A 15,670-nucleotide genomic window follows, 5' to 3' on the forward strand; every position below is an offset into this window, starting at 1 on the left:
CTTTTTGTTTTTTAATTAGATTATAATTGTAGTTCCTGCTATTTAGCCTATAATTGGGATATCGACATTTAAAAGCAACATTATTTTATGACTGCATTTATTTTTTCCCAAAGGGATCTATCAAAACCCGAAACTGCAAAACTTGGGTTGGCTTTATCTGCGGCATCTCCCATTCGTACAACCACCATATTTTTGCTCGGAATCACATAGATTCGTTGATCCTCAGCACCCATGGCAGCGTACAAATCAGAAGGGGCATTCGGAATAAGCATACCAGGATACACCGTTTGAGAACTTGGCACCATGAAATTTGACTTACCATTTAACCACCACAAATAGCCATAAGAAGGATTTAAGCTTTGTGACGAACTTGTGCTCTCTTTCCAATATGTTTCATTCAAAATCTGTTCATCTTTCCATTTACCTTCGTTTAGGGCCAAAAGCCCGAACCTTGCCATACTTCGGGTATCACTATGGTAAATTTTAAAAATCAAGCCCATATTCCATGAACCATCCATACCGATTTTGTCACTGAGTTTATTTTTGAAATAGGTCTCAAAATTTTGTTTACTTGCCGTGGCTATCACATCCATCAATTTCTGAAAAACATTTCCATAAGCCCAGCGTTTTCCAGCATCGGCCACATAAGTAAGATTGGCTTTCGTGACCAGTTGTTTTTCATCGTCCAAACCGGAAGTCATGGTGAGCAAGTGTCTGGAGGTTATAAGATTTTCCTTCTCCAATGGCTCAACTGTCCAACCAGTACCCAAATATTTCGATGCTATGTCATTGATATTGAGCAGTCCTTCCTGCTGAGCAATTCCAGTTGTTGCGGCAACCAAGGTTTTACCTGCACTATTCCAAGCCCAAGAAGTCTTGGAAGTATGTCTATTAAAGTACTCCTCCATCACGATACGGCCATTTACCAAAATCATGAAGGACTTAGAATTTTTCTCTTCCAAAAAATCCTTCAAAGGTTTCACCGCGGCCTCATTCCAACCCAAACTCGCCGGGGAAGTAGTTTCCCAATTGTTACTTGTATTAGAAGGGAAATACATCTCGCCAGAGGGAGTTGTAGGCTCGGTGGAATTATCTGGTTTTTCGCAAGAAAAAAGCGTAAAAAGTAATATTGCAGTAAGAAATTGAGTTTTCATAAACTATTTGTTTGGCTTTCAGATATTTCTTCGACAAAAATTCAGCCAAAAGGTTTAGTTAGCTTTCGTAATTTCTTATGATTCTATCGGCACACGGATTGTACGGAACGTTGTTCTTAGGCTTTTTTATTAGTTATACGTTTAATAGAACACGGATGACACGGATCCTTTGGATCACGGATTTACACATTTAAAAAATTTCAAAAGAGAAATCATTAATAATCTGTCGTACAGATAAGCATTAGCCATTCTGCTTGCCAATTTACATTATGTTTAGTAGAACTTTTTACATTCAATTTACATATTTTTACTAAAGAAATTATTGTCGAATACTTTACACAAGTACTTTTACCTCCATATTTCACGAAACCAATTTTACAATGAACACGCTAAAACTAAGTCTCCTAGTTATTTTTCAAATACTAGCTTTACTCTTTACAGGAAAGAATTTGACCTGCGAGGATCCGATATTTCTAAATACCAAATCCAATGTGGCCAAAAATGTGATTTTTCAGTCGGTAGATTCTGGAAAAACTTGGCAAGATATCAGTACAGGCTTACCGGCAAACTTAGAAAATACCGAACTTTTTGTGAATAATAATGGGCTTTATTTCTACTCGGAAAAGGAAATGTACCATCGAAATGCCAACGTGATGGCACCTTCCTGGAAAAAAGAATATGCTGTAAACAAACTAGGCAATGTGTCGGTGTGTAAGTCAGGACTGTATGCAGTTACCTATGGAGGGAAAATTTCAAAATTTGATTCTAAAACCCATATTTGGAGTCCAGTATTTACCAATTTTGGTAAAAGTACACTTCGAACCATATTTGAGACACAAAAAAATACTTTTCTGATTGGTACTGATGGTGGACTATTCAGATCAACCGATAATGGAAAAAACTGGAAAAACGTGCTTGAAGGCTGGGTTATTAAAGCTGTGGAATCGAAAGGTGTCTTAGTAGCTACGAGTCAAAAAGGTATAGTTCGGTCAACAGATGATGGAGCCACGTGGCAAAACGTTATCCATGAAGGGGGAGTTGGGATTGATGTGGCCATCATAAATGGAGGTTTTGCAGCCATCAGCTATAATGCCCAGTCAAAAACACGCAGAGTAAGAACCAGCTACGACACCGGCAAAACTTGGCAGGCCATTGATGCCGGACTTCCTCCTCACGATTTAACAGCAAATATCTTGGAAGTGGACCATAACCTTTTCATTGGCCACCCCAAAGGAATTTACAAGTCCGCAGATAAAGGAAAGTCTTGGACACTGATTTCACCCGCCATTGACGACAAAGTCTTTAATTTATACGTCTCAGGAAAAGCCATTTATGCCGTTCCAAGAGCTGGAGGTTGTTGAATTGGTTTAAAAGCATACTGTCCATAGTCCTGAAAACAGACTATGGACAGGAATTTTCGCCGTACAACTTTGACAACTTAGTCCGCTTATGTTCAGATTTGTCTGAAAATAATTATTTCACACCTTTAGCCCAAGTGTCCAACTTCGTTTCTAAAACAGCCAAAGGCAATCCGCCGTCTTTTAGCAATTGATTATGAAAATCGGCAATATTAAATTTCTTTCCCAATTGCTTGGTGTACTTTGCCCTAAGCTGTATCAATTTAATAGAACCAACTTTATAGGCAGTAGCCTGGCCAGGTATAGCCATATATCTTTCTATTTCGGCTGTAGCGGCCGCCTCAGTAATGGGCTCATTATCAACCATATATTTTATGGCTTGTTCTCTTGTCCATCCTTTAGCATGCATACCTGGGTCAACCACCAATCTAATCGCCCTGTGAATTTCGTCGCCCAGAGCCTTCATATACTGGTACGGATCGGTGTAAAGTCCGAGTTCCTTGCCTAGGCTTTCAGAATACAAACCCCAACCCTCAGAGTAGGCCGTAAAACTGCTATATCTCCTAAACTGTGGCAAGGCGTCATTTTCTCGCTGTAGCATAATTTGATAATGATGACCCGGCACGGCCTCATGAATAAATAAACTCTCCCGAACAGGCGTGCTGGCGGGATCAATGATCGGCACATAAAATATTCCCGGCCTACTTCCATCTTTCAAGCCAGCATAGTATTGAGCCGCAGCCGAGGCAGCCCTGAAAGCCTCCGTTTGCCTTACTTCAAAAGAAGTTTTGGGCTTATACAAAAACAGTTTATTGAGGGTTGGCGTTATTTTGGCCTCAATCTCCCGATAGGCGTTCAATATTTCATCGGCAGTTTTATATGGGTAAAACTTGGGATCTGTCCGCATGTATTCAAAAAAAGCTTCTAAGCTACCTTCAAACTTTACCGATTTTTTAACAGCCTCCATTTCAGTGCGTATTCTTTTCACTTCTGCTAGGCCAGTACTGAATATTTCGTTGGCCGTTTTGTTGGTAGTGGTGATTTGCTTTAGGTTGTACTCATAAATCTCCTTTCCACCTGGTAAAGAGCCTATACCGGAGCTACTACGAGTTTTGGGCAGATATTCGTTTTTCAAAAAATCAGCAAGTTTGGCATAAGTCGGCACCAATTTGTCCATAATTAGGGCTTTGTAGGCGGCGGTCATTGCTGTTTTCTGTTCTTCAGTAAAATCAGCGGGTAGGTTTTTGATGGGTCCGTAAAAAACAGATTTGCTCGGGTCTTCCACCACAAAGCTCTCCATTTGCTTGATGGTTTTTTCGGTTAAGAGTTTGGGTAAAACGTAGTTTTCTGCCATTCCTTTTCTGAAATAAACTATCGCACTATCGGCCCAGGCTGGTAATCGAGAAGCACGCTCGATCCAATTTTGGTAATCAAGATAAGTTTTAAATGGCTGAACTACACTGCCCGAACCATATTGAGCAACGGTAAGCGGCACAGAATAAAATTGGTTAAATGGTATTCTATTGGTTTTTAAATCGTAGCCTTCAATATCCATATCGAGGCGATATTTGTAAATATCATAACTCAATCGGTCATTTTCACTCAATTTACTTCGGTCATACTTGGCCAATTCTGCCTTATTTTTCAAAGCTATTTGCTTCAACTTGGCCCGATAACTGTCTGTAAACTCTATGGCCAGCTGGTTGTTGAATCGGTTGTCGCCAATATTGGTGGCATTAAATGGACTCAGTTGAATTTGCTCCTCAAACTTCGCCTCAAAAAAATCATTTAATGCCTTGTTATTTGGTATTTGGGCAATCAATTGAGTACTGACAAAGCAAATCAGAATAAAAAATGGGGATAGTTTTTTCATAAGATATTATTTTTATGATTTTCGTGATTAAAAAATTCTGGAAGGAGAAAGGCAATCTAAACACTTTTAGAATAACTTTCAATCCAACCTTGAGCAATCATTATCTATTGCTCGAACAAGGTATAGCATCTAAACTAAAATACAAAATGCATGATATAGGCATAAATTTAAAAGGTGCTAACTCGGAACAAAGAAGTTTTTTTTTACTACTATTCGTTGGCGAAAATTAACATAAAATACTTCAAAGAAAAAAATTGTGTTCATTTGACACTATTATAATTTATTCTATTAACTTTGCTTCAGCTCTATTAAATCCGTCACATTTTTTCATCATAAATTTCAATTCATTTATTCAAAAATTATAAAAACAAATCTATGAGTATTAGTCTCAAACAGTTGTTAATTACCACTTCTGTTGCTGCTCTTTTGGGCACTGCCTTGCAAGGGTGTAACTCCACCAAGCCCAAAATCAATAGCACCGTTGCCAAATCCGATACCACCCGCAGTATCGCTCCATTTTTTGTAAAAGCCACCAACAAAGTAAAAACGCCTGATAATGATGGCTTTATACAACGTTGGATGCTTTTGGAACCTATCAATAAGCCCAATCGAGGCAATACTGTTTTTACGGATAGCTATTTACGTGAAAATTTTACGAAAGAGTATTTTCCGAATCAGTTTGCCATCATGCCTACAGATGGTGAAAAAGTAAAAGCTGGAGAGCAAGAACTTACGTGGCATGCTTTAGAAAGCACCAATTTCAATGTAAAACTTTACTGTTTTGCCTATGGACTCAGAAAACAAGTTTACGGTGTTTTGTTCTGGGGAGTTACAGTAATTGATAGCCCTCGTGAAATGAAAAATGTACGCTTAGCAGTTGGTTCAAACTCAGCTTCGATGTGGTGGCTAAATGGCAAAGAAGCGGCACTACTTTCGGGCGATAGACGAATGGTTATGGACGATGTAGTTTCTAATCGCTTAACGCTCAATAAAGGTCGTAATATTTTACGAGGAGCAATTATTAATGGTCCGGGTATGAGCGATTTCTGTGTTAGATTCTTAGACGAAAACGGCCAACCTATCAAAGACCTTTCTATTACTTGCGAGTGAGAAATTATTTCTTAAAACTCAAAAACTTGATTTAAAAAATTAATTAAATATGAAATTGAATATAAAAAATATTGGCAAATTAGCCCTCGCCATAGGGTGTTTATCTGCCGAGGTAAATGCTCAAATCGGGAAACCATTTATTCATGACCCCTCTACCATAATGGAATCAGATGGTAAATACTACACTTTTGGTACTCGTGGCGGTGGTTTGGTATCAGAAGATGGCTGGACATGGAACCCTGGCGGTGAAAGACCAGGTGGTGGGGCTGCACCCGATGCCTTGAAAATTGGCGACCGCTATTTGATTGCCTACGGTGCAACGGGTGGCGGCTTGAATGGTGGCCACAACGGTAAAATTTTGACAATGTGGAATAAAACCTTAGATCCAAAATCGCCTGACTTTAAATATACAGAAGCCATAGTGGTGGCCTCCTCGGATGGAAACGAAGACTGCGATGCCATAGACCCGGGTTTATTGCTTGACCCCACCGATGGCAGATTATGGCTTTCTTACGGCACTTACTTTGGATTTATTCGCTTAGTGGAACTCGACCCCAAAACCGGTAAACGTGTCGAGGGAAACAAGGAAATAAACATTGCCATAGACTGCGAAGCAACGGCCTTGTTGTATCGTGATGGGTGGTATTATCTCCTGGGTACGCACGGTACTTGCTGCGATGGAGCCAATTCAACCTACAATATCGTTGTTGGTCGTTCTAAAAAAGTAACTGGTCCTTACTTAGATAACATGGGACGTGACATGCTAAAGGGTGGTGGCAAAATGGTCATGGGATCTGGCGGCGGCAGAGTAAATGGTGCAGGTCATTTTGGTCATTGGAAAATTGACGAGGGTGTAGAGAAAATGTCGTTTCACTATGAAGCGGATTTAGATATGAGCGGTCGTAGTGTTTTAGCCATTCGCCCATTGCTATGGAAAAACGGCTGGCCTGTAGGTGGTGAGCTTTTCAGAGAAGGAACTTACCAAATAGAGTCAGAACGACGTGGTTATGGCCTAGAATTAATTGTAGATTTTACCCGCATGCCTGGTGGTTTTCGTGGACCTCGCGATCCCAACGAACCGATTGTTAAGGTGGCCTCGCAAGAGCTTAAAGATGTAATAGATACCTGGCCAAAAGGAGAAATTGGGGTAAGAGCTGGCGATTACATAGCAAGACCCCATCAAAAATGGACAATTTCAGCGGTACCTGATGGAGGCGGGAATCCGGGTGGACCATATTATAAAATTGTGATTGCGGGTACAGAACGTGCTTTGGCAGCAACTGCAGATGCCGAATTGATCACAGTGCCGAAGTTTACAGGGGCAGCAGAACAGTTGTGGAGAATTGACCAACTGATTGACGGTACATACCGCATCATGCCAAAATTAATACCCAATTCTAACGAAAAATTAGCCTTGATTTCTTCAGGCGATAGTACGCCAACTTTGGGAAAATTTGATTTTAATAGCGATAATTCTAAATGGAATTTCAAGAATCAATAATTCATTGGTTATAAATAGAAATCAATATTTATTCTAAAATCCATAGGGTTAAACAGAGTAACATTATTTTCGTAATTTTATATGTTTCGGTCTTGAGAAGCCAATTCTTGAGGCCGAAACTTCTGAATGTTTATCTAGGCAGAACTGCACAACTATCATTAGAAATCATAATTTCAACCTTAAAAAAATCGACGATGAACAGAAAACACCCATCTGTAATGCGGGTTTTTATTTTTGCCCTTTTATCATGGTTAAAAATAAGCAGTAGTGCAGTTTTTGCACAAGGACCGGGCCCAAGACCTTCCCTCCCTCCTATTCCCATTAAAGGAGATACCACGCACACACTTACCAAGCATTTCACTCAGGCATCTTCAGAACCAAAAAAAACTGATGCCAAGGGATTTATCCAGCGTTGGCTTGTTCTCGAGCCCGTTAAGAAAAACATTGCTCGAAACAATATTATCACCGACAATTTTCTAAAAACGACTTTCTCGGCTGATAATTTCTCTAATGATTACAACATGATTCCCAAAGATGGTGAATCCGTTAAAATTGGTGATCAAGACCTAAAATGGTATGCATTGGACAGTAAGACTTTCAATTTTAATTTATATCATTTTACCTACGCCCTCAACAAACCTAAATATGGAATACTGGTTTGGCTGGTTACGGTGATCAATTGTACCGAAGATATTGAAAATGTAAGAATGTCTGCTGGCTGTAACTCAGGAAGCATGTGGTGGTTAAATGGTCAAGAAACAATGATTCTTTCGGGCGACAGAGACATGATAGCTGATAACGTCACATCTCCGCGAATCACTCTTAAAAAAGGTAAAAACATCATACGTGGGGCTGTGATTAACGGGCCTGGCATGGCCAATTTCGGAGTTCGTTTTATAGATGACAAAGGAGAACCTGTGAAAAACTTTACCATTAGTTACCAATAAATTACCGTCGTTTTATTCTGAAAAAAATACTAGAATACAGGTATTATTTCAAAATGAGCGAACATAAAACCCTTGATTTTCATAAAACTAACGATATGAAAAAAAATAAAATAACCTTCATAATAAGCACATTGGCTTTGTCGATAGTACAATTCTCAATGGCACAAATCGGCCGTCCTTTCATTCATGACCCATCAACAGTTGCCGAATGCGAAGGCAAGTATTATACATTTGGCACAGGTGGCGGCGGACTAATATCTAATGATGGCTGGACATGGCACGGTGGCGGCGTAAGACCTGGCGGTGGAGCTGCACCAGACGTGATTAAAATTGGTGACCGCTATCTGGTAATTTATGGAGCCACAGGAGGTTCTCCCAACCACAAAGGGGCAATTCTGACCATGTGGAACAAAACACTCGATCCAAAATCTCCCGATTTTAAATATTCGGAACCTATTGTGGTGGCTACATCAGACGGGTATGAGGAATGCGACGCCATAGACCCGGGTGTTATGATAGATCCCACCAATGGTCGCCTTTGGTTGACTTACGGCACTTACTTTGGCTACACCCGGCTGATTGAATTAGACCCAATAACGGGAGGTTTAAAAAAAGGAAATAAACCCGTAGATGTTGCAATAGTCTGTGAAGCAAGCACTTTAGTTTATCGCGATGGCTGGTATTATTTACTTGCCACGCATGGAAGCTGTTGCGATGGTGCCAATTCAACCTATAATGTGGTGGTGGGACGTTCGAAAAAAATAACTGGCCCATATATGGACAATGTAGGCAGAGGTATGCTCGAAGGTGGAGGAAAAATGGTAGCGGCCACCAGAGGCGATTTGATAGGCCCTGGGCATTTCGGACATATTATTCTTGAAAAAGGCGTTGAAAAAATGTCTATTCACTACGAAGCTGATTTGGAGCAAGGCGGACGCAGTGTTTTAGGAATATTGCCAGTAGTTTGGAAAGATGGATGGCCTGTTGCGGGAGAAAAATTCAAAGAAGGCACATTTGAAATTGAATCAGTAAGAAGAGGGTACGCATTAGAACTAGCGGTGGATTTTAGCAGAATGCCCAATGCTCCAAGAGGTTTTAATCAACCTAATACTGAACCGATTAAGCCTGTGCCTGCACTCAAATTAGAAGATGTGGCAAAAAACTGGCCTTCAGGCAATATAAATCTAAGAATTGGCGATTATATGTCTCGACCACACCAAAAATGGACCATTACTGATGCTCCAGATTCGACAGGATATTTGGGTGGGCCATACTATAAAATTGTTTTGACCGGAACAAACCGAGCCTTAACTGCCACAGCTAATGCGGAAGTTATAACGTTACCAGAATTCACTGGCTCGCCTGAACAATTGTGGAGAATAGACCAATTAACTGACGGAACTTACAGAATCATGCCCAAAGCAGTACCTAATTCTAACGAAAAGCTTGCTTTGATCTCATCGGGTGATAGTACACCAACCTTGGGTAAATTTGATTTCAAAAGCGATAATTCTAAATGGAATTTTAGGAATCCATAGATCTGTTGGGAGACGCAAACTAATACTTGCATCTACACATCATATATCATTTTTGACTTAAAATTAATTCGGTAGCAATGCTGTTTTTGCCATGAAATCTTTAAACCCACTCAAAATCCTCTTCCTATCATTTTTAGGGCTATTCATCATTATTTCTTGCTCGAAAGAAAAACTGGAGGATAGTTCACCAATACCACTTTTAAAAGATGTGGTACCGAAAATCACCCCGAAAGGTACTGAAAAGTATCTGGCAAAAAACTCTGATTATGTTTTCAACCAAGAGGAAGTAAAAACTTATCAGCTCATATTAAGAGAAGCCGATTTATCAAAACTAAACGCTGACCCTACTCGGGAAGAGTATGTAGAAGCGGCTTTGGTTTTCGAAGGCGACACCATTAGTCCTGTCGGTATTCGTTACAAAGGTTCGGTTGGGGCTTATTTGAATTGTTTGTCGGGTACAGATTGGTCGAAGCCTTCGGGTTACAAAACTTGTGTAAAGCTCAGTATGCAAATAAAAGTGAATTGGCAAGACCGAAAAGAACGTTTTTATGATTTGAATAAACTACAATTTCATAGCCAAAACTATGACAAATCGCAGCTTCGGGAGCGTTTGGGTTATTGGCTTTTTGCCCAGATGGGCGTACCTGCTCCGCGTTCAGTACATGCAAGAGTGGTGGTCAATGGACAACTTTGGGGGCTTTTTGGTTTAACAGAAGAAATCGACAATCGTTTTGCCGAATATTTTTATAAAAACGGAAAAGGGGATATTTACAAGGAGGTGTGGCCGCTCAAACCGAATGGTGAAGTACAAACCAGTAAGGCATTGATCGATGCTCTAAAAACCAATGAGGATAAGCCTGATGTGAGTTTTATCAAAGAATTTGGTGGTGCTTTTGCTGCTTCAAATGCCAAAAATCCAATGGATTCTGTTAGAAAATATATGGATGTTAATCAGATCATTTCATACTCGGTGGTTGACAGATTAATTCGCCACGACGATGGGCCATTTCACTGGTATTGCAATGACTTGGCTTCGTGCTACAATCACAATTATTATTGGTTTGAAGACAAAAAAAACAGAAAAATGCACCTAATACCTTGGGATTTAGATGGAGCTTTTGAACACGTGATCAGAAATGCCAATAATATTGTACCAATTGCTGACAAATGGGGAGAAATATCGAATAATTGTGGTTTGATAAATTTAGGAAATCCAACCTTTAAACAGCGTTCGGCCGCTTGCGATAAACTTACAGCAGCATGGATGAGCTTCAAAACTGAATATTCTGATTTAAGAAAACATTTGCAACAAAATATATTATCTGACGAAAAGACTATCAAACAAATGGATATATGGGCAAAGCAAATAGAGCCATTCATTAAAGAAGCTGACGTTTTTTATAATACAGGCATCACAAACGAATTTAACAAACGAGCCACTTCCGAAGCCACATGGAACTCAGCGGTAAATACATTGAAAAGTCAAGTTAGATTTGCCCGAACACAGCCGTAAACTAGGAAAATAGCTTAATTTTCAAGAATATATGTAATTCATCAATCAAACCATAGCCTTTGCACCGTAACTTGGCATGCTGGCAGCCATGGGTCGTTGGGGATTTTAACAAGGTAAAACCACACATTCAAAAAAGGTGTGGACAAACTATTTATTGCGATGGTACTTTAGATCTATTTTGCAGTCCGAAAATCACTTTTCAAATACCGTTTTCTTTGCAATTTCGATGTCGTTGGCCACGACTGGGCGTAAAATGTGCCAATGAAAACGCAGGGCTTCGTTCTGTTCTTTGGTATTTCCTGCTTGTTCGGTAAAATGTACCAAGGGCATATCATTATAGATAGGTTTAGTGATTGCTATTACTTCATCCCAATACTTCAAAGCTCCTTCCAAATACTTGATTGCTTGCTGTTTATGATGCAAATCGCCATTGGTTCGGTAGGTTTGTAGGGCAATACCACCTTTAATTTTTTCGGCATAATACAAGCCCAAATACGCCCATGAGCGAATATCTGCCACTTCATACATGAGGTTGTTGTTATTTTTGGTATTGATATTTTTTACCAATTCCAATGCTTTTCTGCAATCATTTTCCAACATTTCGGCCAAAATGGGTGGCGTGACTTTCCCTGTTTCAAAACTTCCACCGGTGGTTTTTATTTTCACATAATCCGCAATCGAAACAAAACTGGGCTCGGTAACAGGTTGTTCGATTTGTCGGATAATATCAATGTAACTAACTGTTTTATCTTTTAATGACAAAAAGCCTTCGCTGTACAAACTAAAATCCCAAGTAAAATCAAAAGACGAAGCCAATCTTAGCGGTGTTTTTCCTGCCAACGAACTGGCAGTAAGCAAGTTTTGTCCATCTTTTCCATATCTACGAGTAAATTCGGCTTGAAATACCGCATCGGGTGTGTTAGGATTGTAAAGCAATCTGCCCCACAATTTATAAAATAACCACTGACGCTCGAAGGCGTATTTCCAATCAACTTTGATATCAGATTTCGTAAAATAATCTTTAGCAGGAATATAGGTTTCCGAACCAATGGTATAGCCTCCGACATATTCTTGGCTATTTTCTTTGATATGGCTTCTAATGAAATCAGGAACTCCCCACCTTAGGCAGAAAAAATCTTCATTCCGAGCCGTCCAAGTAACTTTGTAAGTTTGTGGTTTGGGTACAAAATAGGTATCAAAAAGCTTTCCTCCGTGTACTTTCACAAGCGTAGGCGTAGAATGTCCATGCGACCAATTGTATTTGAAATCCGCCCAAATTGGTTTTTCAATAAAATCCATCGTCCCTTCTTCGTCGATGGCCCTTCTTGTTAATCGCTCGGTTTCTATGCTCGTAGGCCCAAGTGAACCTACATTGCTCGAAAACGGTATGCGGTGAATCAATTTGCACTTTCTGCCCGATAGTCTCATACCCTCAATGATGGTTTCTTTCATCCAGTCTTCACGTTGCTGCGGCGTCATTCCGCCCATACCTTCGCCCAAGGTCAGACCAAATCCTGTAAGTTCGGGATATTCTTGTAAAACTTGGGCTACACTTTCACGGGTGTAACGTTTGATGATGATTGAAGTATCGCCTTTTACAAAGTGGTGGTGTTCCAAATTATCCATCGCCACATTATGGGCTTTTGAAAATTCTGGACTCACAAAAATGTTGAAAGGCACTAAATAAGTTTCTATTTCACGCTCTTTGGCCATTCGTAAAATACCATGAAAAAGCGTTTGCCATTCTTTCATTTCGGCATCAGAAAAAGGCGAAGCTTCGGGAAAGTTTTTGGCACGAATCATATACACATAGGGGTGTAAGTTCCAAAGGCTTAAGATATTAAAGCGATTTTCAGCCATCATGTCCAAAAACGCCTCCCAATATTTGATGTCTTTGCAGGTCTCCTGATGCAAATCTAAAGCATAGCTATGGCGGTAGGTATCGTAGGGTAAATCGAACTTTATTGTACGGTAGGGATATTTTGATTTTTCTTCAAAAGCCTTGATTTTATCTAAACCAACACCGTTTCTTATATTTTCGCATACAGCCAGCGAGCCATATATCAAGCCACGTGTATCTCCTCCAACAATGCTAATGGTGGTTTTGTCGGTTAAAATACCAAAAGATTCAGGTTCATATTTACTGGCATCTATTTTTAAAGTAATCGTAAATTTTGATGTAGAATTTTTCATCGCATACCCTTTCTTACTCAGCGTTTTTTCGAGCATATGCATAGAATAGGCTGTTTTTGAAGCATCTAATGAAGAAATGAATTTAACTGATTGCGAGAAACCTATACCATGAAATGCAAAGAATAGGAATATGAAACAAAGTTTTTTCATAGACTTTTATTGTTAATTTGTTTGGGGTTGAATATTGAGAAGACAAAACAACTTTATCCAAAGTTAATGTTAAAATTTGAAGTCTAAAGCAGAGTTTTGTACGAAATTATCAACTAACAGTAATCTGAAATTTGACCTTGATAGAAAGAGCCATTTTTTGGTAAACTATCAATATTTTAAGCACTTTAATCTCTTTTTAGCTCCGAAGATGATTGAAGGCATCTAATTATTAATCGAACTTATTTTTTCAAATTACTGGTACAAAAAAGCAAGCTTTTTTACTCTTCCTTTTATCAGGTTATTCCTCAAGGATTTAAATGTAGCAATGACCTAGATTTTGTCTTTCAAATAAATGGTAGATTTAATTTTTCTGATGATTTAATAGGTTAATATAAGCTCGGAGATTACTTTAATTTTATAATTACATTACTCCTGACATACCCTTGTCATTCATATTCATTATTTTGGCAAAAAATAAGAAAATTATGCAGGACAATGAGACCAAACGCCTTTCACGGCTTGTCGCCATACTCACCAGTTTACAGTCCAAACGACTAATAACTGCTACTTTTTTAGCTGAAAAATTTGGTGTAAGTGTTCGAACCATCTACCGCGACATCAGAGCTTTGGAGCAAAGTGGCGTGCCTGTGATAACGGAAGATGGTAAAGGCTACACCCTAATGGAAGGTTACAAAATACCTCCTGTAATGTTCAGTGAAGCTCAAGCTAATGCCCTTATTTTAGCTGAGCAGTTGGTTTTAAAAAGCAGGGATAGTTCATTGATTAAAGATTACGCCGAAGCCATTGATAAAGTAAAGGCAGTTTTAAAGCAATCGGAGAAAGACAAAGCCAACTTACTTTCAATTCGAACCAAATTCGCTAAGCTAAATAACTTTGAAATCAACAGCAACAACTTATCCGATTTACAAAATGCACTTACCAATTTTTTACTGGTTCAGTTTGATTACATCAATGCTGAGGGCAAAGAAAGTAAAAGAACTGTGGAGCCATTTGCTTTATTGAACATACTGGAAGGTTGGTTATTAGTTGGTTTTTGCCGTTTACGAAAAGAATTTCGTTATTTTCGGTTGGATAGAATTCAAAAATTACAGATTCAACCAGAGAAATTCACCCCTCACAAAATGACACTTCAAGAATTTTTCGAAAAATATCACAAGCATTAAATACCCCTGACATAAGGCTGTCATTGGCTCATATTTACTTTGTGTCATCATTAATCAAATCGAAAAATTATGTTACAAAAAATTTCAAAAATCAGTTGGATGGGTGTTGTACTTTCTCTAGTATTTTACTCTTTTTTGGGTTGGCTTTGGTTCACGGTATTATTTCCGAACCAATACGCTAGCACCTTAGACAAATTAGGATTGATACCTGCAAATCCCGAACCAATATATCTTTATGGTCCCCCTTTGACAATTTTGCCAACTATCATTACCTCCGCTCTTTTGATGGTTTTGCTCAACATCAGCTCCAAAAAAGCGGCTATGGAATTTGCATTTATCATAGGCTTGGGCTTTTTAGTCGCTAATACCTTTGATATTGCCATCAACCCCAACATACCACATCCAATGGCTTATGGATTATTAGTTGGTTGTTTTCATATGGTTGGCATCTTTGTATCATGCTTGATATTGCAAGCATTGTCTAAAAAATGAACTTAGTTGGTTGTTTTCATATGGTTGGTATCTTTGTGTCATGCTTGATATTACAAGCATTGTCTAAAAAATGAACAAGGAAGAAATAGAGCATTTTTACCCAGAAACAAAACAGCATTGGCGTGAGTGGTTGGCGAATAACCACCTTCATAAAAATGCTGTCTGGCTTATTCATTTTAAAAAAAATAGTGGCAAACCATCCGTGGCTTGGACAGATGCCGTGGACGAAGCCCTCTGCTTTGGCTGGATAGATAGCAAAGCGGTAACCATAGATACCGATTCGTACAAACAATTTTACACCAAACGAAAGCCCAAAAGCACCTGGTCACAAGTCAATAAAGACAAAGTTGAACGACTTATTGCTGATGGAAAAATGAAGGAAGCAGGCCTGAAATGCATCGAAATTGCCAAACAAAATGGTTCTTGGACTATCCTCGACTGTATTGATGCTTTAGAAATTCCAAAAGAATTGGAATTGGCGTTTGCTAGTAATGATGGTTCAAAGGAAAAGTTTGAAGCATTAAGTAAATCAAAGCGAAAGCTCATGCTTTACAATCTAATGGTGGCTAAAACAGAGGTTACTAAATCAAAAAGAATAGCTGAGATACTGGAATTGATAAAGTGATGAGAACAAAGTATCCTTTTTTGAGAAGAGCC

The 15,670-nt window shown here is 39.1% G+C and carries 13 protein-coding genes; 10 read left to right on the forward strand and 3 right to left on the reverse strand.

The genetic code is table 11. The features are described 5' to 3' along the window. Positions 1 to 80: 80 nt before the first annotated feature. Positions 81 to 1,154: a serine hydrolase domain-containing protein gene (locus EGI31_RS21780; protein ID WP_255039304.1), complete on the reverse strand. Its 1,074-nt coding sequence runs from the start codon at positions 1,152 to 1,154 to the stop codon at positions 81 to 83. A gap of 380 nt (positions 1,155 to 1,534) precedes the next feature. Between EGI31_RS21780 and EGI31_RS21785 the strand changes: the two genes are divergently transcribed. After that, complete coding sequence (locus EGI31_RS21785; protein WP_255039305.1) at positions 1,535 to 2,515, forward strand: WD40/YVTN/BNR-like repeat-containing protein; 981 nt, start codon at positions 1,535 to 1,537, stop codon at positions 2,513 to 2,515. A 112-nt stretch (positions 2,516 to 2,627) separates the two neighbouring features. Here EGI31_RS21785 and EGI31_RS21790 read toward each other — a convergent pair whose 3' ends face one another. After that, entirely contained in the window at positions 2,628 to 4,385 is a 1,758-nt protein-coding gene (locus tag EGI31_RS21790; protein WP_255039306.1) for a DUF885 domain-containing protein, read from the reverse strand. A gap of 14 nt (positions 4,386 to 4,399) precedes the next feature. Here EGI31_RS21790 and EGI31_RS21795 point away from each other — a divergent pair, with 14 nt between their 5' ends. From EGI31_RS21795 to EGI31_RS21820, 6 genes are all read left to right on the forward strand, one after another. Further along, the gene (locus EGI31_RS21795; protein ID WP_255039307.1) at positions 4,400 to 4,615 is read left to right on the forward strand and encodes a hypothetical protein; all 216 of its coding nucleotides are present in this window, start codon (positions 4,400 to 4,402) and stop codon (positions 4,613 to 4,615) included. Between the two features lie 145 nt (positions 4,616 to 4,760). Then, the gene (locus EGI31_RS21800; RefSeq protein WP_255039308.1) at positions 4,761 to 5,495 is read left to right on the forward strand and encodes an acetylxylan esterase; all 735 of its coding nucleotides are present in this window, start codon (positions 4,761 to 4,763) and stop codon (positions 5,493 to 5,495) included. A gap of 49 nt (positions 5,496 to 5,544) precedes the next feature. Then, a complete protein-coding gene (locus EGI31_RS21805) occupies positions 5,545 to 6,996 on the forward strand; it encodes a family 43 glycosylhydrolase (protein ID WP_255039309.1) in 1,452 nt (483 codons plus the stop codon). Between the two features lie 194 nt (positions 6,997 to 7,190). Then, positions 7,191 to 7,943: an acetylxylan esterase gene (locus EGI31_RS21810; protein WP_255039310.1), complete on the forward strand. Its 753-nt coding sequence runs from the start codon at positions 7,191 to 7,193 to the stop codon at positions 7,941 to 7,943. Between the two features lie 95 nt (positions 7,944 to 8,038). Then, positions 8,039 to 9,481, forward strand: a complete 1,443-nt coding sequence (locus tag EGI31_RS21815; protein ID WP_255039311.1) for a family 43 glycosylhydrolase — start codon at positions 8,039 to 8,041, stop codon at positions 9,479 to 9,481. A gap of 91 nt (positions 9,482 to 9,572) precedes the next feature. After that, a complete protein-coding gene (locus EGI31_RS21820) occupies positions 9,573 to 10,994 on the forward strand; it encodes a CotH kinase family protein (protein ID WP_255039312.1) in 1,422 nt (473 codons plus the stop codon). A 192-nt stretch (positions 10,995 to 11,186) separates the two neighbouring features. Here EGI31_RS21820 and EGI31_RS21825 read toward each other — a convergent pair whose 3' ends face one another. Continuing rightward, positions 11,187 to 13,337 (reverse strand): hypothetical protein, encoded by a 2,151-nt coding sequence (locus EGI31_RS21825; RefSeq protein WP_255039313.1) that lies wholly within the window; start codon positions 13,335 to 13,337, stop codon positions 11,187 to 11,189. A 485-nt stretch (positions 13,338 to 13,822) separates the two neighbouring features. Between EGI31_RS21825 and EGI31_RS21830 the strand changes: the two genes are divergently transcribed. From EGI31_RS21830 to EGI31_RS21840, 3 genes are all read left to right on the forward strand, one after another. After that, positions 13,823 to 14,521, forward strand: coding sequence for a helix-turn-helix transcriptional regulator (locus EGI31_RS21830; RefSeq protein WP_255039314.1), 699 nt, complete (start codon positions 13,823 to 13,825; stop codon positions 14,519 to 14,521). A 69-nt stretch (positions 14,522 to 14,590) separates the two neighbouring features. Further along, positions 14,591 to 15,013 carry a DUF1761 domain-containing protein gene (locus EGI31_RS21835; protein ID WP_255039315.1) on the forward strand — a complete coding sequence of 141 codons (423 nt, stop codon included), beginning with the start codon at positions 14,591 to 14,593 and terminating at the stop codon, positions 15,011 to 15,013. 70 nt (positions 15,014 to 15,083) lie between these two features. Further along, positions 15,084 to 15,638: a YdeI/OmpD-associated family protein gene (locus tag EGI31_RS21840; RefSeq protein ID WP_255039316.1), complete on the forward strand. Its 555-nt coding sequence runs from the start codon at positions 15,084 to 15,086 to the stop codon at positions 15,636 to 15,638. The last annotated feature ends 32 nt before the right edge of the window (positions 15,639 to 15,670 follow it).

The sequence above is a fragment of the Lacihabitans soyangensis genome (genome assembly GCF_024343775.1).
GTDB lineage: Bacteria > Bacteroidota > Bacteroidia > Cytophagales > Spirosomataceae > Leadbetterella > Leadbetterella soyangensis.